General features: G+C 68.9%; 16 protein-coding genes. 9 read left to right on the top strand and 7 right to left on the bottom strand.

Going from position 1 to position 18140, the window contains the following annotated elements; all coding sequences use genetic code 11:
• Positions 1-68: 68 nt before the first annotated feature.
• Complete coding sequence (locus ACFWIW_RS27700) at positions 69-1604, bottom strand: PucR family transcriptional regulator (protein WP_378371166.1); 1536 nt, start codon at positions 1602-1604, stop codon at positions 69-71.
• 173 nt (positions 1605-1777) lie between these two features.
• On the opposite strand from ACFWIW_RS27700, the gene ACFWIW_RS27695 reads away from it, so the two are divergent.
• The 6 genes from ACFWIW_RS27695 (at position 1778) to ACFWIW_RS27670 (ending at position 9782) form a co-directional block, all read left to right on the top strand.
• A complete protein-coding gene (locus ACFWIW_RS27695; protein ID WP_378371165.1) occupies positions 1778-3346 on the top strand; it encodes a discoidin domain-containing protein in 1569 nt (522 codons plus the stop codon).
• An 87-nt stretch (positions 3347-3433) separates the two neighbouring features.
• Positions 3434-4993: a discoidin domain-containing protein gene (locus tag ACFWIW_RS27690; protein ID WP_378371216.1), complete on the top strand. Its 1560-nt coding sequence runs from the start codon at positions 3434-3436 to the stop codon at positions 4991-4993.
• Between the two features lie 15 nt (positions 4994-5008).
• Positions 5009-6040 carry a hypothetical protein gene (locus tag ACFWIW_RS27685; RefSeq protein WP_378371164.1) on the top strand — a complete coding sequence of 344 codons (1032 nt, stop codon included), beginning with the start codon at positions 5009-5011 and terminating at the stop codon, positions 6038-6040.
• A 333-nt stretch (positions 6041-6373) separates the two neighbouring features.
• Positions 6374-7138, top strand: coding sequence for a hypothetical protein (locus tag ACFWIW_RS27680; RefSeq protein WP_378371163.1), 765 nt, complete (start codon positions 6374-6376; stop codon positions 7136-7138).
• A gap of 111 nt (positions 7139-7249) precedes the next feature.
• Positions 7250-8590 (top strand): sigma-70 family RNA polymerase sigma factor, encoded by a 1341-nt coding sequence (locus tag ACFWIW_RS27675; RefSeq protein WP_378371162.1) that lies wholly within the window; start codon positions 7250-7252, stop codon positions 8588-8590.
• 46 nt (positions 8591-8636) lie between these two features.
• Entirely contained in the window at positions 8637-9782 is a 1146-nt protein-coding gene (locus tag ACFWIW_RS27670; protein WP_378371161.1) for a hypothetical protein, read from the top strand.
• 8 nt (positions 9783-9790) lie between these two features.
• On the opposite strand, the gene ACFWIW_RS27665 is transcribed toward ACFWIW_RS27670, so the two are convergent.
• The 6 genes from ACFWIW_RS27665 to ACFWIW_RS27640 form a co-directional block, all read right to left on the bottom strand.
• Positions 9791-11893, bottom strand: coding sequence for a tetratricopeptide repeat protein (locus ACFWIW_RS27665; RefSeq protein ID WP_378371160.1), 2103 nt, complete (start codon positions 11891-11893; stop codon positions 9791-9793).
• 78 nt (positions 11894-11971) lie between these two features.
• On the bottom strand, positions 11972-12253 hold the full coding sequence (catC, locus tag ACFWIW_RS27660) for a muconolactone Delta-isomerase (RefSeq protein WP_378371159.1): 282 nt from the start codon (positions 12251-12253) through the stop codon (positions 11972-11974).
• 24 nt (positions 12254-12277) lie between these two features.
• Complete coding sequence (gene catA, locus ACFWIW_RS27655; protein ID WP_378371158.1) at positions 12278-13129, bottom strand: catechol 1,2-dioxygenase; 852 nt, start codon at positions 13127-13129, stop codon at positions 12278-12280.
• Between the two features lie 26 nt (positions 13130-13155).
• Positions 13156-14259, bottom strand: a complete 1104-nt coding sequence (locus ACFWIW_RS27650) for a mandelate racemase/muconate lactonizing enzyme family protein (protein ID WP_378371157.1) — start codon at positions 14257-14259, stop codon at positions 13156-13158.
• Entirely contained in the window at positions 14259-15164 is a 906-nt protein-coding gene (locus ACFWIW_RS27645) for a LysR substrate-binding domain-containing protein (RefSeq protein ID WP_378371156.1), read from the bottom strand. Before ACFWIW_RS27645 ends, ACFWIW_RS27650 begins: the two co-directional genes overlap by 1 nt.
• Before the next feature lie 344 nt (positions 15165-15508).
• Positions 15509-16276 (bottom strand): SDR family NAD(P)-dependent oxidoreductase, encoded by a 768-nt coding sequence (locus ACFWIW_RS27640; RefSeq protein WP_378371155.1) that lies wholly within the window; start codon positions 16274-16276, stop codon positions 15509-15511.
• Between the two features lie 53 nt (positions 16277-16329).
• Here ACFWIW_RS27640 and ACFWIW_RS27635 point away from each other — a divergent pair, with 53 nt between their 5' ends.
• From ACFWIW_RS27635 to ACFWIW_RS27625, 3 genes are all read left to right on the top strand, one after another.
• Entirely contained in the window at positions 16330-16680 is a 351-nt protein-coding gene (locus ACFWIW_RS27635; RefSeq protein ID WP_378371154.1) for an ArsR/SmtB family transcription factor, read from the top strand.
• Between the two features lie 88 nt (positions 16681-16768).
• Positions 16769-17314 carry a YceI family protein gene (locus ACFWIW_RS27630; protein ID WP_378371153.1) on the top strand — a complete coding sequence of 182 codons (546 nt, stop codon included), beginning with the start codon at positions 16769-16771 and terminating at the stop codon, positions 17312-17314.
• Positions 17315-17464: 150 nt separating this feature from the next.
• Positions 17465-18079, top strand: a complete 615-nt coding sequence (locus tag ACFWIW_RS27625) for a helix-turn-helix domain-containing protein (RefSeq protein ID WP_378371152.1) — start codon at positions 17465-17467, stop codon at positions 18077-18079.
• The last annotated feature ends 61 nt before the right edge of the window (positions 18080-18140 follow it).

Raw genomic sequence — 18140 nt, 5'->3', positions numbered from 1 at the left:
GACTCGGATCGGGGCGGGGATGATTGTCCGGATCCGACAATCCGGGCGGATCGTTTTGGCCGGAACGGTCAAGGGGCGGGGTCGGACACGGCCAGCTCGATGATCATCGCCAGCCGTTTCGCGGGCTGGTCGAGGCGCAGTTCGGTGACTTCGGCCATCTTCCGGAGCCGGTAGCGGATCGTGTTGGGGTGCACCTCCAGCCGCTCGGCGGCCTCCGCGAGATCCCCCTGCGCCTCGAGCCAGGCACGCAGCGTCGCGACGTAGCTGGTGGCGTTGGCGCTGTCGTGCCGCCGCAGTTCGGTGATCGGCCCGCGGGCGGGCGCCCGGCCGGACGCCGCGGCCGCCCGCAGCCGTTGCACCAGGATGTCGTCCCAGGCCTCGTCGTAGGCGATCGCGGATTTCGTGCCAGGACGCACGCTGTGCAGCGCGAGACATTCGTCGGCTTCCAGTCTGCTGGCGGGCAGCTCCGCCGACGCCGCACCCGCCCCGATACCCGCCAGCATCGTCACCTGCCGCGGCAGCGCCTCGCGGATCGAAGCGACCCACGCCCTGGCCGCCTCGACGTCGTCCCCCGGCAGGACGGTGTAGACGGTGTTGCTGAACAACGTGCTGCGGCCCGGGCGTGACCAGCCGAAACCGGTGGTCGCCCGCTCGAACGCGAGCAGCAGCGCGGCATGACGCTCGTCGCCGATATGGGCCTGGAGCGCGATCACCCGGTACCGTCCCGGCGGCAGACCGAGCCTGCTGAGCACGGCCGCCGCGTCCGGTGTGCCCTCCACCAGCCGGATCACCAGATCGGATTCGACCTGCCGCTCCAGATCCGCGCTGGCCCGGGAACGCAACAGGTGCAGGCCGACCGTGCGCGAACTGTCCCGCAGGACCGCGCGCCGGGCGTCGGTGAGCGGCCGGTCGCATTCCACCCAGATCGACCCCAGCAGCTCCCGGCCCGCGCGCACGGCGACGACCATGCGTCCGGTCAGCCCGTGTTCCGGATCGGCCTCGACGAACAACGGCTCGTCGGATTCGGCGAGGTGTGCGAACACGCCCCGCCGTTCGAACAGCTCACGCACCGGCTCCGGGACCAGCCTGCCCAGGATCGTCTCCAGCCGTGCCCGGTCGGCCAGATGCTGGCGGCTGGAGTAGGCGAGGACCCTGGACAGCCGGTCCTCGATGGTCACCGCGCTGCCGAGCGCGTCCGCCAGGCTGTCGGCCAGCGCGAACAGGTCGGTCGGCCCGCGGCCCGACTCGGTCTCTCGACCTTCGAGGACGAGCCCGTAGACGACGCCGGCGAGCTGGCCCCAGGACACGTCCGGTTCCACCAGCAGTACCGCGACACCGCCGCGTTCCGCCCGTTCGGCGGCCGCGGGATCCGGCGCCGAACCGCGGACGAGGACGACCGACGCGTGTGCCGTCACGGCCAGGTCGACGGCGGCCGTGACGGAGTCCGTCCCGACGGCGAGGTACACGTCCCCGCGCAGGTCGCGCGGGTCGGCGGCGTCGTGCATCACCACGTCACGCAACGCCACCTCGCGCGATACGGGACAGCACCACAACCGCGCCCCGTATCCACCGAGGACGTTCACGAGCCGATCCAGCGTCACCATGGCCGCGACCCTGCCATCAAATGGTGCCGGGCACAGCGCGTTCACCCGTTGACTGTGAGTTTAAGAACCTTTTACACTGCGATCGTTAGGAAACTTACTTAACTAAGCGACTCCGGCAGACAGTCGCCGCCCACCGCCGGTACTCGCCGACTCCGCAACGTCGAGGAGTTCGCATGAAACGGAGAACACCCCTGGCCGGTGTCGCGGTGGCGACCCTGGCCCTGCTGGGGCAGACATTGATCTCTTCGGGTACCACCGCGCAAGCGGAATCCCTGCTGTCGGCGGGCAAACCGACCACCACCTCGTCGGTCGAGACCGCCGAGTTCGCCGGTGGCAACGCGGTCGACGGCAGCACCACGACCAGATGGGCCAGCGAGGAAGGGGTCGATCCGCAATGGATCGCCGTCGACCTCGGCGGGCCCTCGACCGTCACCAAGGTCAGACTCAACTGGGAAGTCGCCTACGCCAAGACCTACCAGATCCAGGGCTCGGCCGACGGCAGGACCTGGACCGACATCAAGTCGGTCACCGGCGGGAATGGCGCCATCGACGAACACCTCGGCCTCAACGCGTCCGCGCGCCACATCCGTATCCACGGTACGGCCCGGGGGACCTCGTACGGCTATTCGTTGTGGGAGCTGGAAGTCTACGGTGACCGCTCCGGCGGCGGGGACACGCAGGCACCGACGGCGCCGACCGGTCTCACCGCGACCGGCACCACCACGAACAGCGTCTCACTCGGCTGGACGGCGTCCACCGACAACGTCGGGGTCACCGAGTACGAGGTGCTCCGCGACGGGAACGTCGTCGGGACCACGGCGACGACCACCTACACCGACTCCGGGCTCGCGTCCGGAGCGGAGTTCGGCTACTCGGTGCGGGCACGGGACGCGGCCGGCAACGTCTCCGCGGCGAGCGCGGTGGTCAAGGCCGCGACCCAGCCCGGCGGAACCGGTCCCATCACCATCGCGGTCGGGGGTGACATCGCCAACCCCGAGCTCTTCTCGACGCATCAGGCGACCGCGAACCAGGTCGCCAGGATGAACCCGCAGTACGTGCTGACCGTCGGGGACAACCAGTACCACAAGGGCACCATTTCCGAGTACCGCGCCCATTACGACAAGACGTGGGGCAAGTTCAAGAGCATCACCAAACCCACGACGGGCAACCATGAATGGGACGACCAGCTCAGGGGGTACAAGGAGTACTTCGGCGCGATCGCGTACCCGAAGGGCTTGCCGTACTACAGCTACGACATCGGCGAATTCCACTTCGTCGCGATGGACTCGAACCCGATCTACGGCGGCGGCGGTTCCGAGCAGGTGGCCTGGTTGCGTGACGACCTGGCGAAGAACACCAAGGCCTGTGTCATCGGGTACTGGCACCACCCGCGCTTCAACTCGGGCGAATACGGCGACAAGAAGCAGATGGCGCCGTTGTGGAACGAGCTGGCCAAGGTGAAGGCGGACATGGTGATGGCCGGGCACGACCATCACTACGAGCGGACGAAGCCGCTGGACGTCAACGGGCACGTGGACGAGGCCAACGGTGTGCGTTCGGTCATCACCGGCATCGGCGGGGACTACCTCTACACGAACTACAAGGAACGTGAAGGGGTGGAGAAGATCTTCGCCAAGCACGGGGTGATGAAGCTGATGCTGAACGGGAAGTCCTACTCCTGGGAGATCTACGACACCAACGGGAACGTGCTCGACAAGGCGGGTCCGTACACCTGCCGCTGACGGCCGGGGTCCGGTGCCGCACGCGGCACCGGACCCGGTCCCTGTTCCACGACGACGTAGGCCCAACCAGGAGTACAGGTGAATCGAATGGTGAAGCCGGGCATCGCCGCGATCGCGGCGATCGTCCTGCTCGCTCAGCCCGTGATCGCTTCCAGCGCCGCGGCCGGACCGGTGGAAGCACTGCTGTCGGCAGGCAAACGGACCACGACGTCCACCGTCGAGAACGAGAGCTTCAGCGGTGCTCTCGCCGTCGACGGCGATTCGACGACCCGGTGGGCGAGCCTGGAGAGCGATCCACAGTGGATCGCGGTCGACCTCGGCGGTCCGGCGGACATCAGCCGGATCAAGGTCTTCTGGGAATCGGCCCACGCGAAGGATTACCAGGTCCAGGCGTCGGACGACGGCCAGAACTGGCGGGACGTGAAGACCGTCGTGGGCAGCGACGGCGGTCTCGACGAGTTCACCGGCCTCGACACCTCCGCCCGGCACGTCCGGATCTTCGGCACGGCACGGGCGACCGTGTACGGATACTCGCTGTGGGAGCTGGAGGTCTACGGCGTCCGGACCGGCGACGGCGACATCCAGCCGCCGTCGGTGCCGTCCGGGCTCCGGCAGGCGTCGTCCACCACCGAGAGCATCACGCTCGGCTGGAACCCGGCGACCGACGACGTCGGGGTCGTCGAGTACGAGATCCTGCGCAACGGCAACGTCATCGGCAGGTCCGCGACGACGTCCTACACCGACACGTCACTGGCGTCGGGCTTCGACTTCCAGTACGCGGTGCGGGCGCGGGACGCGGCCGGGAACCTGTCCGGATCGACCGCGCCGGTGAAGGCGTCCACCCGGCCGGCACCGTCCGACGGCATCGTCATCGCGCTCGCCGGCGACATCGCCAAACCGGAGCTGCCGTCGGAGCACTCCCGGACGGCGGAACTCGTCGCCAAGGTCAAGCCCCGGTACGTGCTGACGGTCGGGGACAACCAGTACGTCGACGGCACCATCGAGGAATTCCGGTCCTACTACGACAAGACCTGGGGCAAGTTCAAGAAGATCACCAAACCCACTCCGGGCAACCACGAGTGGAACAACGAGCTGGCCGGATACAAGCAGTACTTCGGCAAGATCGCGACGCCGAAGGGGAAGCCGTACTACAGCTTCGACGTCGGGGCCTTCCATTTCGTCGCGCTCGATTCGGATCCGGTGTACAACGGCGGCGGTGCCGAGCAGGTGGCGTGGCTGCGCAAGGATCTCGCGAAGACCAAGAAGTCCTGTATCGCCGGCTACTGGCACCATCCGCGCTTCAACTCCGGGAACTCCGGTGACGCGAAGAGCGTGGCGCCGTTGTGGAACGAGCTGGCCAGGGCGAAGGCGGACATCGTGTTCGCCGGGCACGATCACCACTACGAGCGGACGAAGCCGCTGGACGTGAACGGGCATGTCGACGAGGTCAACGGGGTGCGTTCGGTTATCGCCGGTATCGGCGGCGACAGCCTGTACCTCGATTACAAAGCCCGCGAAGGCGTCGAGAAGATCCTGGGCAAGCACGGGGTGATGAAGCTGGTCCTCAAGGGAAAGACCTATTCCTGGGAAATCATCGGGACCAACGGCGAACTGCTCGACAAAGCAGGCCCGTACAGCTGCCGGTGACGGGGAAGGAGACGGGTGAAGCTTCCGATGAAGTTCGTCGTGGCGCTGGCGGGTGTCGCCGCACTCGCCGCCGCTTCGGTGGTGTACGTGGTGCAGGCCAAGGCGAAGAGCCCCGAACGGCAGGCGGCCGACGCGGCGGTCGCGGTGGATTCGTCGGGGCAGGTCGTGCTGGGGGAGCGGGGAAGGCTGTTGTTCCGCAACGGTGCGCCGGGGCCGGGGTACGGCAATGTCGCGTCGGTCCCCGTCTCGGATCCCGGCGGGCCGCGACGGGTCAGTTCGCTCACTTGTGAACGGTTCTACACCGCGGCGAACGGCGGCCTGTGCCTGGCGAAGGACTCCACGCCGATGGCCGGCGCGGTCGCCCGGTTCGTCGATGCCACGCTCGGCGAGGTCAAACGGGTCGATGTGCCGGGAATCCCCAACCGCGCGAAGCTCTCACCCGGTGGCCGGATGGGCAGCTGGACCACCTTCGTCACCGGTGACTCCTACTCGACACCCGGCACCTTCTCGACGCGCACGGCCATCATGGATCGCGAGCTGAACGAGCTGTCGAGCAACATCGAGGGCATCCCGCTGCGGATCGGGGACGTGGCCCATCGTGGCGAGGACGTCAACTACTGGGGCGTCACGTTCGCCGCGGACGAGCGGACGTTCTACGCCACGGTCTCCACCGGCGGACGGACCTATCTGGTGCAGGGCGACAACGCGGCGTGGAACGCCCGCACGCTGCGGGAGAACGCGGAATGTCCTTCGCTGTCGCCGGACGGCAAGAAGCTCGCGTTCAAGAAGCGGGTGACGGAGGGCGACGTCCGGCCGTGGCGGGAGCACGTGCTGGATCTCGCGACGATGCGTGAGACCCCGCTCGCGGAAACACGCAGTGTGGACGACCAGGTGGTGTGGCTCGACAACGACACGATCGGGTACAGCCTGCCGCGTGGGGACGGGAAGGAAAGCGACATCTGGGCCGTGCCCGCGGATGGCACCGGAACGCCGCGGCTGTTGGTTCCTCTCGCGTCGTCGCCGTCGGTCACGGGCGGTTCCCGGTAGGCCGGGGACTCGGAGGCGCCGACTGGAGTGGATGCCGTCCACAAAGGACAAAGTTCGCGTCGAATTGTCTGGTTGATGGCAATTTGACCGATTGTGTCGGTACGTGAAGGCCCCCTTCATTGCGTCTAGCGCAGTGAAGGGGGCCTTCACGTACCGAGAACCTCCGCGAGACTCCCGTGCCCGCCACCCGCGCTCCGCGCGCTCCCCGCGCTCCGTTGAAGGTTGTGAAAGCCACTTTCGCAACCTTCAACGTTGCGAAAGTGGCTTTCGCAACCCGCCACTTTCGACTTGTCACGGTATTCTCCGAAATCGCGAGCCGAGACAGGGAGCGCGATGACGGACGTTGACGAATTGCCGCCGTACCGTGCGGTGCTGGTCGTGGACACCAAGGAGTTCGGCGCTCATTCCGACCGTGGGCAGACGGTTCTCGCGGACGCCATTCCGGACGTGCTGGCCCTCGCCTTCGAACGGGCGGGTCTCGGTCACGTCTGGCGCGAGGCGTTGTTCCCGCACAACACCGGCGACGGTTTCGGGCTCGGTTTCGCGACGAACCACTTGCCCGCCGTGGTGATGCGGTTCTTCGACTCGCTGCAGGAGGTGCTGGCGGAACGGGACACCCGGTGGCCCGCGATCGGACGGCGAGTCCGGTTGCGGATGCGGGCGGGCCTGCACGTCGGCCCGGTCCAGGACCCCGGGCAGGCCGCGGTCGGCAGCGCGGTGATCACGACACATCGGCTGCTCGACGCGCCGGAGGTGCGTGAACTGCTGGAGCGATCCGATCCGGCGCGGACCTTCCTGGCGGTGGCGTTGTCGCAGCGGATCTTCGAAGACGTGCTGCGGACGGAGTACGCGCGGCTCCCACCGTCTCTGCTGGTGGCGCGGCAGGTCGAGGTCAAGGAGTACTCGGGCACCGTGCACCTTTACGTTCCCCGGCCGAGCGGCGACCTGCTGACGCATGGTTTCGGCGCCGCACAGGAAGCCACGGCGGACAGTCCGCGACCGGCGGCCACGACGAACGTCATCACCGGCGGAGCGTTCGACACGGCAATTCAAATCGGGCATCTCCACGGCGATCTCCGGCGTGACACCATCAGGTGACAAGTGCGACCGGCCCGTCACCCGATGGGACGTAGTTTCCCGCGCGCACTCGTTGGGCTCAGTCCGGCTTCCGTCTTCTCCTGCGTGAAAGCAAAAAACCCGAGTCCCCCATTGGACCGCGCGATCGTCGAACGTGCGCTCGAAGAGTGTCTGCCCGACATGCGGGACGCCTGCCGCCGGATCCTCGACAACGACCGTGACGCGGAAGACGCGGCTCAAACGGCGGTCGAGAATGCGCTGAAACGACCGCCTGGCAAGGAAATCAAGAATCTGCGCGCCTGGCTGTGCAGGGTCGCGATCAACTCGGCCAAGGACCTGGCGCGAACGCGCAAGGCTCGTCGTGAAGTCCTCGAGGAGGGAAATCAGGCGAACACGGATCCGCACGCGGACTTCCGCCGTTCCGTCCCCTTGCGGCTGGACACGACGCGGTTGTTGGACCGGATCTGGAACTTCCTCGACAAGCCCGCCCAGGAAAACGCCGCCCTCTACCTGGAAGTGACCTTCGGACACCGCAAAGAAGCGGAACTGGCCGAGCGGTTGGGTGTCCGGCTGAGCGAGGTGCGGAACCGGCGCTGGCGAGGCAGGAGGGCGCTCGGTGAGGCGGCCGCGGCCGCGGTCCTCGTCACCGACCCCGGCGAAGGAGCGAACCGGTGTCTGATCCCCTTCGGCCTGGCAGACGGGAAAGAGGACTCGCCGGAACTGCTCGACAAGGTCCGGACGCATGTCAAGGCCTGCGAGAAGTGCCGAAAGCGTCGCGACGACCGGAAAGGTTTGATGAGGTTCGTCTTGGCCGTTCCGGGGCTGGCTTTCGCCGGTGACCTGCTCCATCGCCTGTTGCCGACGGCCAAGCACAAGGTCGCGGCCGCGAGTTTCGTGGCGCTGGTGGCGGTCACGGCCCCGTACGTCCCGATCCCCGGCTGGAACGACGCCTCGCCGCCCAGCCCGGCCACAACGGCACCCATGAGTCGGGCACAGGGGCCGTCCACCCGGATTCCGTCCGTGGCACCACCGGTGGTTCCGCCGGTCGCGCCGCCTTCGCCCACCATCGCTCCGGCTCCGACGACGGCGAATGCCGTGCCGACGACCGGAGCACCGCCTGCCACGGGCGTGGCCGCGCCGCAGGCCGCCCTCTCCGTGACCGACTCATGGGTGCAGTACCGCCGGATCGCCGCGGCCTCCGACGGCACCTGCCGGAACGAACCGACTTCGTCGGAAGTGCGGGTGACCGTGGCGCCCGGCGCCGAGTCTGCGTCGATCATCGTCTCCCTTCCCGGCGCCAGGTTCTCCTTGGCGATGCAAGGCACCGACGGGGGAACGCGATGGTCCGGCACGGTCGGCCCAGTGCCGAACGAGGACGCTCGGACGAGTCTCGGCATCACCGTCGAGGTCGTCGGCGCCAACGGCGCACGAGCCAGCCGGGATCTCGGGAGGGTCGATGTGTTCCCCTGCTGACGCGTCCCGCGTGATCGCGCCAGGAGACAGAATCGCCGAATTCTGGATGAGCCGTTCCGGTGTCAAACGCGTGTTGGTGGTCGTTCCGCACGTCCAAGCAGGCGAACGACTGCTGGACATCCTGCCCGCGCTGGAAAGCGACATGCGCATCCAGGTGATGATCTCGACCCCGGAAACCGGGTATCGGTGGTCGGGGATCGAGGAGTACGTCCGGCGGCTCGACGGCCTGGTCATCCCGTGGCACCAGGCGGTGAGTACCCGTTTCGACGTGGTGCTCGCCGCCTGCCATTGGGGGTTGGCCGAACTCGACGGTCCGGTCGTCCTGATGCCGCACGGTGTCGGCAGTCTCGGGTCGAGGATCGGGTACGACGGCGACGCCGATCGGCACAATCTGCACCGCGATCACCTCATGCTCGGCGACGACGTGATCCCCACCGTCCTGGCGCTCGCGACCGACGAGGAGCGGGCCGTGTTGGGTGAAGCCTGTGCCGAGGCGCTTCCCGGCGCGGTCGTCGCCGGAGATCCGTCGTTCGACCGGATGCTGGCGGGCCTTCCGTATCGGGACGTGTACCGCGAAGCGCTCGGTGCCGAACCGGGACAGCGGATCGTCCTGGTCTCGTCGACGTGGTCGAAGCACTCGCTGTTCGGCGCCGATCCGGCGATCTTCGCCAGGCTGGCCGAGGAACTGCCTCGGCCGGAGTACTTGGTGGTGGCGGTTCTGCATCCGTTCGTATGGCACGCGTACAGCCGCCGTCAGGTGCTCGCGTGGCTGGCGCGCGCACGCGAGGCTGGGCTTGTCGTCCTGCCTCCGGAGGAGGGTTGGCGTGCGGCGCTCGCGGCCGCCGACGTCGCCGTCGGCGACCTCGGTTCGGTGCTGCAGTACGCGGTGGGGCTCGGTGTACCGACGGTGATGAGCACCTGCTCCCTCGCCGGTGTGCGGCCGGGCAGCCCCGCCGAGATGGTGTCGCGTATCGCGGTCCCGCTGCGTCTCGATCGTCCGTTGGCGCCGCAGGTGTCCCGAGCGGGACCACCGGCCGACGCCGAGCGCGAACGGGTCGTGCGGACCATCACGGGCCGCCCCGGCCAGGCGCTGAGCCTCCTGCGCGGCACCTGTTACGCGTTGCTCGGCCTCGATCAGCCCTCGCACGGGGTGCCGGTCTCCCCGGCGTCCCTGCCCGAGCCGATCCGATGAACCGGAACTCACTCCGGCGGCGTTGAGCGGACCCTCGTCCAGGTCCGCTCAACGCGCGGGTCGCTCATCGAGGTGTACGCGGCGAGAGCTTCGGCCCAGCTCTGTCGTGCACCTTCGTGGTCCCCGGACTCGGAAAGGACTTCGGCCAGTTTCTCCAGTACCGGTGCCCGCAGCGCGGCGGCCTCCGACGCCGGGAGGGACCGCAGTCCGCGCCGCAGTTCGGAAATCGCTTCGGTGAGCGAACCCCGTGCCGCGTGGACCGTGCCCAGCCCGGCGATCGCCTGTGCCTGGCAATGAACATCGCCGATCGACGCCGCCAGCCGTGCCGAGTGTCCGAAGTGGACGGCGGCGGCCTCGAAGTCGCCTTTACCGGCCAGCGCGTGGCCGAGATAGCCGTGGAGGAGCGCCGTTCCACGGTGGCGGGCATGTGCCTCGTTGAGGTCGAGGGCGCTTCGGTAGTACTCGACCGCTTCCGCGAGCCGCCCGCAGGCGTGCGTCGCCGCGCCGAGCCCTTCCAACGCGGTGGCCTCACCGGACCAGTCGCCGATCGAACGGGCGACGCCCAGCGCCCGCCGGTACGGCTCGAGGGCCGCGGCCGGTTCACCGATGCGCAGGTGGACGGCGGCGGACTGGTTCACCATCCGTACCTCGGTGCGGGCATCCCCGGACAGGGTCGCGGCTTCGACCGCGAGGGCTCCGGCGCTGATCCACTCCTCGTAGTGCCCGCGATAGAGGAACAACCCCCAGAGCGCGTCGAAGAGCTGGCACACCAGCTCGTGTCGGCCATGCGAAAACGCGGTCCGCAGGCAGGCGATCAGGTTCGGTGACTCGCGCTCCAGCCAGTCCAGCGCCGCGACGCGGTCGCCGAACTCCGCCGGCACCGGCCCGTGACGGGGCCGCAGTGGGGTCGCCGCGCTGTCCGCCGCCACGGCGCGATCCCGGTAATACGACACCGCCGACCACACCGCCCGCTGCCGCTCGGCCTCCGGTTCCCGCTGTTCCGCCAGGCGCCGAGCGTGCAGCCGCATCAGGTCGTGGAAGCCATGACGGTCGAACGCCGTCTCGGTGATCATGTGCGCTTCGGCCAGCGTGGCGAGCGAGTGCTCCGCCTCCGCCTCGGACGTGCCGGTGAGCGCGGCCGCGACGCCGGGCCCGAACTCGTTGCCGGGGTACAGCCCCAGCAACCGGTAGAGGCGAGCCGCGGCAGACGGGAGCCCGCGATAGGAGACGTCGAAGCACATTTCGACGGACGACGTCCCGTCCTCGCCGACGAGGGCCCGCAGCCGACGGCGTTCGTCGGCGAGCTCCGCGGCCACTCGCGCCAGCGGCCAATGCGGCCGGGTCACGAGCCTCGCCGCGGCGAGATGCACCGCGATCGGCATGCCACCGCAGAGGTCTGCCAGGCTCCGGGCCGATTCCGGCTCGGCGTCGACGCGCTCACGTCCGACCGCACGGCCGAGCAACTCCACCGACACGTCCGGGGTGACGACGTCGACCGCCACCGTGACGCCGCCATACGCGACAAGGCCGCCCAGGCGTCGACGGCTGGTCACGATCACCGCGCTCGTCGGAGAAGCCGGGAGCAGCGGCGTCACCTGTGCGGTGGAAGCGGCGTCGTCCAGCAGCACGGCGATCGCCTTGCCCGCGGTGAGCGAGCGGTACGCCGCGGTTCTCTGCGCCATTCGAGGCGGGATGTCCGAGGACGGCACGCCCAGCCCGTGAAGAAGGTCGCCGAGGATCTCGACCGAGGCGGCCGGTCCGCCCGGACCGTGTGCCGACAGGTTCGCGTACAGCTGCCCATCGGGCCAGTGCTCGCGCTCGCCGTGCAGCCAGTGCACGGCGAGCGCCGTCTTGCCCACACCGCCGGGGCCGGACACGACCGCGAGAGCGGGCGCGTCCCGGTGGGTGCCGGTCAGAAGAGCATCGGTCAACGCGCCCAGTTCGCCGGAGCGCCCGCTGAAGTGCGCGGGTGACGGCGGAAGCTGACGAGGGACCGGCCCGCGGTGGACGCCGTGGAGGTGGATGTCGCCGTGCACGACGCCGGTCTGGACGACCGAGCCGCCGACGTGGTGCGAGATGTCGTTGGTCGTGTGCTGACTCGGACGGTCCACGGCCCACCTCCGCTTTCGAGGCTAGTGCCGGATTTCCGACCGTGGTACTCGGCGTGACCGGGCCTGCCGAGCGGGACGTCAGCCCGTGACCTTCGACGGATGGGCCGCCAGCGGCGTGACCTCGATGTCCAGGTACGGGAACAACGGCAAACCGGACAACAACGTGTGCAGCTCGTCGTGATCCGCGACGTCGAGGATCGAGAAGTTCGCGTATTCGCCCGCGATGCGCCAGAGCTGCGGCCACTTGCCCTCGCGTTGGAGCCGCTGGCTGTACGCCTTTTCCCGCGCGATGATGTCGGTACGTTCCGCCGGATCGAGGTCCGGCGGCAGGCGAACGTCCATGCGAACGTGATAAAGCATCGATCACTCCAAAAAGGACATCGGTCAGGGACGTTCGGGGTCGAGGACGAAGCCGTACTCGATGGCCTCGCCGTCGCCCGACGGGCGCGGGTCCAGCAGCAGCTCCGGCTTGACCGCCGAAGCGATGTCGTCGTCGTTGTGCTCGTCGCCGGGGAAGTACAGCTGCGCGGTGAGCAGTTCGTGGCCGGGCGCCGAGACCTTGACGTGCAGATGCGCCGGGCGCCACGCGTGCCAGCCCGCCGCGGCGATGAGCTTGCCGCAGGCACCGTCGGTCGGGATCTGGTACGGGGCGGGGCGCACGGTGTGGATCTCGAACCGGCCGTCGGCGTCGGCGGTGAAGCTCGCGCGCAGGTTCCACTCCGGGATGTTCGGCGCGAACTGGGAGTAGAAGCCGTCGGCGTCGGCGTGCCACAGTTCGACCTTCGCGCCCGCCAAAGCGGAGCCGTCGGTCGAGGTGACCCGGCCGGTCCAGATCAGCGGCGTACCGGATTCGTCCTCACGCATCGGGACCGAACCGCGCGCGCCCTGTTCGGGTGCGGCGGGCACGTAGTACGGACCCTCGATGGTTCCCTTGTTGCCCTCGCGGTGCTCGGTCGCGACCTCTTCGACGACGTGCTCCACCCACACGTCGAGGAACAGCGGCCACTCGCCGTCCTCGCCCACGCTGATCAGCCACGCTTTGAGCGCGTTGTACTCGTCGTAGGTGACCTTGTGCTTCCGGATCGTGGCGTGCACGGCTTCCAGCACCTCGCGAGCCAGCAGGCTGACCCGTTCCTTGGGGGTTCCGGCGACACCGGCGAACTTGTCGCTCTTGAACCGTTCGGTCGCGTTGGCGCCGGACGCGGCGGCGGTGGCCGTCTCGTGGATGGCGGTCATGAATCCTCCTTGATTCGTGGGGGGCGTCAGTGGTCCTGGCGGTAGCGCCGGAGCTTGTCGGGATCGATTTCGGCACCGAGGCCGGTGCCGGGGCGGACGGTGAGTTCGCCGTCGGTGATGCGCAGCGGCTCGGTGAGCAGGTCGTCGCTCATGTCGAGGAAGTTCGAGAGCTCGCCGGGGCGGCGGGACGTCAGCTCATAGGCCGAGCCGAACGCGACCGTGCACAGCGAGCCGAGCTGGCCGTCGATCTGGTTGCCCATCACGACCTCCACGCCGAGGCCCTCGGCGAGGTGATGCGTGCGCTGCGAACGGGTGAAACCGGTGCGGGCGGTTTTGATGCTGATCGCGGTGGCGGAGCCGCCGAGCACCTCACGGGTGACGTCGGCCGGGGTCACGGCGGATTCGTCGGCGATGAACGGCACGGGCAGCTGAGAGACGAGCCAACGCCTGCCGAGGACGTCGTCGGCCGGGCAGAGCTCCTCGGCGAAGAGCAGGTCGAGGTCGGCCATCTCCCGCATCGCCCGCGCCGATTCGGCGGCGGTCCAGCCGCGGTTGCCGTCGATGTAGAGGTCGACGCGGTCGCCGAAGTGCTCCCGCAGCGCGCGCACGACGGACGTGTCGAGTGACGCGGGACGGCGGCCGACCTTGACCTTGAAGGTGCTGATGCCGTGGGTGTCGCGCATCCGCTCGGCTTCGGCGACCATCGCCGACGGCTCGTCGAAGCCGAGCATGTGGGACACGCGCATGCGGTCGGTGTAGCCGCCGAGCAGTTCGGTGACCGACACGTCGAGGCTGCGGCCGAGCGCGTCCCAGACGGCCATGTCGATGGCGGATTTCGCGGTCGGGTTGCCGACCGTGCGGGCGAGCCGGGTGTGCACCGTTTCGCGGTCGAGCAGGCTGAGACCGACGATCTGCGGGGCGAACAGGGAGTCGATCACCGCGATGATCCCCGCCTGCGTCTCGCCGTAGGTGAACGGCCGCGGGGGTGCCTCGGCGACGCCGACGACGCCGTTGTCGGCGTGCACCCGCACGAGGACGTGCTCGGCGACGTGCACCTCTCCCGACGCGAACTTCAGCGGTTTTCGGTACGGGATGGCGAACGGGATCGCCTCGACTCGCGTGATCTTCATCAGGTGCCCCCTGTGGACGGTGCGACGGAAGGAAAGACTTCTTCGAGCGCGTCGAGGACGGTCGTGACGAGCGGGGACTGGGTCTCGCGGTGCCAGGCCAGCGCCAGCTCCACGGTCGCCGCTCCGACGAGGTCGCGGAACACGACACCGGCCAGGGGGAGGGCACGGGCCGAGGCCGGCACCACGCCGACCCCCAGTCCGCCGGCGACCAGTGCCAGCAGGACCGCGGTTCCGGAGGCTTCGTGCAGTTGATGAGGCGTGAGCCCGGCCTCGCGGCAGCTGCGCGCGACGGCCTCGTACACGACAGAGTTGCGCCGGTCGTAGGTGACGAGCGGTTCGGTGCGCAGATCCGTCATCGCGACGACGGGCTCCACGGCCAGCCGGTGGTCGGCTGGAACGGCTAGGACCAGCGGCTCGCTCTCGATCACGCGGAAGTCGATGTCGTCCCCGGTGACCGGAGGCCGGAGCACCCCGATCCCCAGCGTGCCCGTGCGCAGGCGTTCGCACTGCTCGGCGGTCAGCAGGTCGGCGCGGATCTCCAGCTCCACATCCGGTACCCGCTGGGCGAGCGCCCTGGCCAGATGCGGCAGATGGGAGAACGCCGCCGTGCCGGTGAACCCGACCCGGAGCAGGCCCAGCTTGCCTTCGCCGATACGCCGGACCCCACGGATCCCCACGTCCAGGCCGGCGAGCACGCGTCGGGCTTCGGCAAGGAAGAACTCACCCGCCGGTGTCACCCGGACCTGCCGGGTGGTCCTGGCCAGCAGGACGACGCCCAGCTCGTCCTCCAGCTGGCGGATGGTGTGCGAGAGTGCCGGCTGCGCGACGTGCAACTGCTCGGCCGCCCGGCCGAAGTGACATGTCTCGGCGACGGTGACGAAGTAACGCAGGTGACGAAGTTCCATGAGACGCCTCCTCCCTGGTCTCTGTCGCCGATTCGTCCACGGTAGGAAGCAAAATCATCGAAGACAAAGACTTTATTCAGGCCTATTGATAAACAGCGATTATCAATAGCACCCTAGGTTGGATCTAGGCAGATGTCCGGTGTGACCGGCGGCACCGCGGGCTGACGTACGGTGCCGCCGTCCTCGACCCCGCGAAGTCCGAGACCGCGGATACGAACGCCCGCGGCTCCGGCCCGACCGAGCCAAGGCGACGAACTCGGCCGTTCGGACGGATCGGTGACGATGACGTCGACCTTCGCGATGCGTGCCGGGGGCGCGGACAACGCCGCACTGGCCGAGGACCTTCAGAGCAGTTCGAGCCCGCCGTCGATGGTGAGGACTTGGCCGGTGAGCCAACCGGATCCGGGGTCGGCCAGGCGCAGGAGCCAGGTGGCTACTTCCTCGGGCTCGCCGCGCCGTCCCAGTGGGATGCGGTGGGCTTCGTCGTGTTTGATCCGGTCGACCACGTCCGCCGGCAGGCCTGCCGCGGTCAGGGCTTCGCTTTCCGTGGGCCCCGGGGCCAGCGCGTTGACCCTGATCCGGTCGGGGGCCAATTCCAGTGCCCAGCTTCGCGTGAGATGTTCCAGGGCGCTCTTGGTGGCGGCGTAGTGGGCGGCGTGTGGCATGGGCCGGTGACCGTAGGTGCTGGACACGTTCACGATCGCCCCGCGGGTCCGGCGCAGGTGCGGCAGCGCGGCGCGAGCGAGCAGGCTGGGCGCGGTGACATTGAGGCGGAACAACTCGTCGATGCGGGACGCGGTGGCCTCGGCCAGTGGCATCAAGGCGGTGGCACCGGCGTTGTTCACCAGGACGTCCACCCCGCCCCAGCTGTCGACCGCCGCTCGCACGACGGCGTCCGGCGCGTCGTCGGCGCGGATGTCGGCGGCGAAGGCTGCGATACCAGGGTGACGGCGCGCGGTGGCGTCCAAGGCTTCCTGGCGGCGGCCGACGCCGAGCACGCGTGCTCCGGCACGGGCGAAGGCGAGCGCGGCGGCGCGCCCGATCCCCGAGCCCGCTCCGGTGACGATCACGACCCGGCCGGTGAACTCCGCTTCCACGCTCGTCGCTGCCATGACACTCCTTCGTTCGATGATCGTAGAACATCGAACAAGCTAACGTGGTCGGCATGAAGCAGGCGCGGCATCCGGACACTCACGAGATGACACTGGTCTCGGTCATGGCGGCGTTGAGCGACCCCATCAGGGTCGGGCTGGTCCGGGTGCTCTCCGATGGCCGGGAGCGCGGCTGGGGCGAACTGCGGGCGCCGGTGGCGAAGTCGACCCTCAGCCATCACCTGCGAGTGCTGCGCGACGCCGGGATCACCCGCACCCGCCAGGAAGGCACCCGGTGTTACGTCACACTGCGCCGCGATGACCTACAGGCGCGGTTCCCGGGCTTGCTGGACGTGGTGCTGGACGTAGCCGACACCGACAACGTCGGAGACCGAGTAGGACTGACCGCCGTCACAGCCGAGTGACATCGGCCCATGTTCGTTCGGCTCACATCCGGCGGGGCGGTTTCGTCGTAATACCGAGAACGCTTCCTTCACCCGCCAGGAGCCCAGCATGACGACCATGACCCCGCTCAGCGAACTGACCGGCGACTACTCGCTCGAAGCCGCCGGTACGACGCTCGCCTTCATCGCCAGGCACACCATGGGAAGCCGGGTGCCGGGCCATTTCGACGAATTCGACGGCAGCGCCCACTTCGACGGTGACGATCCGGCCAAGTCCAGTGTCCGGCTCACCGTCAAGGCTGCGAGCATCCATACCGGCAACCACCGGCGTGACGACCATCTGCGCACCGCCTTCCTCGACGTGGAAGGGCATCCGGTCATCACCTTCGTCTCGACCGCCGTCCGGCACGCCGGCGGCACCCGGTTCGAGGTCACCGGAGACCTGAGCATCCGCGGGGTCACGAAACCGGTCCGTGTCCCCGTCGAACTGGTCGACGCCAGGCCGGGCACGGACGGCCTGCGCACCGGCTTCACGGGCGGTGTTTCGCTCAACCGCCACCACTGGGGTGTGAACGAGAACTTCGCCACCAGGCTCATGGTCGGCTCGAAGGTGACCCTGCGGCTGACCGTCGCGGCGAGCCGTCCGGTGCGCTGACCCCGATACCGCCGTTCGCCGTAACGCCCGGTCGCGGGTGGACGACAACTCAGGCACGAAGAGCCGATCGGTGCAGGCGGACCGCGGTGGAGGTCACTGATGCTTACGGACGATCTGAGCGGCGTGACCGGAACCGTCGGGGGTATTCCGATGGGTATCGCGCGCGTGCCCGGTCGTTCGGTGCTCGAGGGCGCGTTCGCGTTGCTGGAGGTGCTCGCCGCCGCCGACGCCGGCGCGGGTCTGGGGTTGACGGAGGCGGCTCACCGGGCAGGCCTGCCCAAGTCGACGGCCCACCGGTTACTGGAGCAGATGTGCGGGATCGGCGCGGTCGAACGGCTGTTCCGCGGCTACGTCGTCGGCCCGCTGGCCGGCAGGCTCGTCCAAGGCAGGGGCAGGCTGCACGCGAGGATCCGCGCCGCCGCGGGGAAACCGGCGATCCGGTTGGCGAAGCTGACCAGGACCGACGTCGCGGTGTGCGTGCTGGCTGGGTCCGACGTCGTGGTCGTGGCGGCGGTCGCGGGGCACTCCGCGAGCGTGCCCGCCGTCTCACCGGGCACGGTGCTGCCGCCTTCGGCCGCGGTGGCCGGGGTGCTGCTCGGCGGTGTCGCGCAGGGTGCCGCCGCGCCGATCCGATGCCCGGAAGGCCGGATCGTGGCGGCGATCGGGCTGCTGACCGTCCCGGCGAGCGATCTCGCGGTGATGCGGCGGCTCGTCGACGCCGCCGCGCTGGAAGCCGGTCACGAGCTGACCGAATCCGCGCACTGACGGCCGGGAAGTCACCAGTCCGCTGAGCGGACCACCCTCTTCACGTGGATTTCACCTTTGG

The organism is Amycolatopsis sp. NPDC058340, from assembly GCF_042723975.1.
Lineage (GTDB): Bacteria > Actinomycetota > Actinomycetes > Mycobacteriales > Pseudonocardiaceae > Amycolatopsis.
Note: the sequence above shows the minus strand (reverse complement) of the source record. Positions and strands in the feature narration are given on the sequence as shown.

Excerpts from the sequence above, each read along its gene's own strand:
- ACFWIW_RS27700 (WP_378371166.1), bottom strand. The coding sequence starts at position 1,604 with ATGGTGACGCTGGATCGGCTCGTGAACGTCCTCGGTGGATACGGGGCG.
- ACFWIW_RS27695 (WP_378371165.1), top strand. The coding sequence starts at position 1,778 with ATGAAACGGAGAACACCCCTGGCCGGTGTCGCGGTGGCGACCCTGGCC.
- ACFWIW_RS27690 (WP_378371216.1), top strand. The coding sequence starts at position 3,434 with ATGGTGAAGCCGGGCATCGCCGCGATCGCGGCGATCGTCCTGCTCGCT.
- ACFWIW_RS27680 (WP_378371163.1), top strand. The coding sequence starts at position 6,374 with ATGACGGACGTTGACGAATTGCCGCCGTACCGTGCGGTGCTGGTCGTG.
- ACFWIW_RS27670 (WP_378371161.1), top strand. The coding sequence starts at position 8,637 with ATGAGCCGTTCCGGTGTCAAACGCGTGTTGGTGGTCGTTCCGCACGTC.
- catC (WP_378371159.1), bottom strand. The coding sequence starts at position 12,253 with ATGCTTTATCACGTTCGCATGGACGTTCGCCTGCCGCCGGACCTCGAT.
- catA (WP_378371158.1), bottom strand. The coding sequence starts at position 13,129 with ATGACCGCCATCCACGAGACGGCCACCGCCGCCGCGTCCGGCGCCAAC.
- ACFWIW_RS27650 (WP_378371157.1), bottom strand. The coding sequence starts at position 14,259 with ATGAAGATCACGCGAGTCGAGGCGATCCCGTTCGCCATCCCGTACCGA.
- ACFWIW_RS27645 (WP_378371156.1), bottom strand. The coding sequence starts at position 15,164 with ATGGAACTTCGTCACCTGCGTTACTTCGTCACCGTCGCCGAGACATGT.
- ACFWIW_RS27640 (WP_378371155.1), bottom strand. The coding sequence starts at position 16,276 with ATGGCAGCGACGAGCGTGGAAGCGGAGTTCACCGGCCGGGTCGTGATC.
- ACFWIW_RS27635 (WP_378371154.1), top strand. The coding sequence starts at position 16,330 with ATGAAGCAGGCGCGGCATCCGGACACTCACGAGATGACACTGGTCTCG.
- ACFWIW_RS27630 (WP_378371153.1), top strand. The coding sequence starts at position 16,769 with ATGACGACCATGACCCCGCTCAGCGAACTGACCGGCGACTACTCGCTC.
- ACFWIW_RS27625 (WP_378371152.1), top strand. The coding sequence starts at position 17,465 with ATGGGTATCGCGCGCGTGCCCGGTCGTTCGGTGCTCGAGGGCGCGTTC.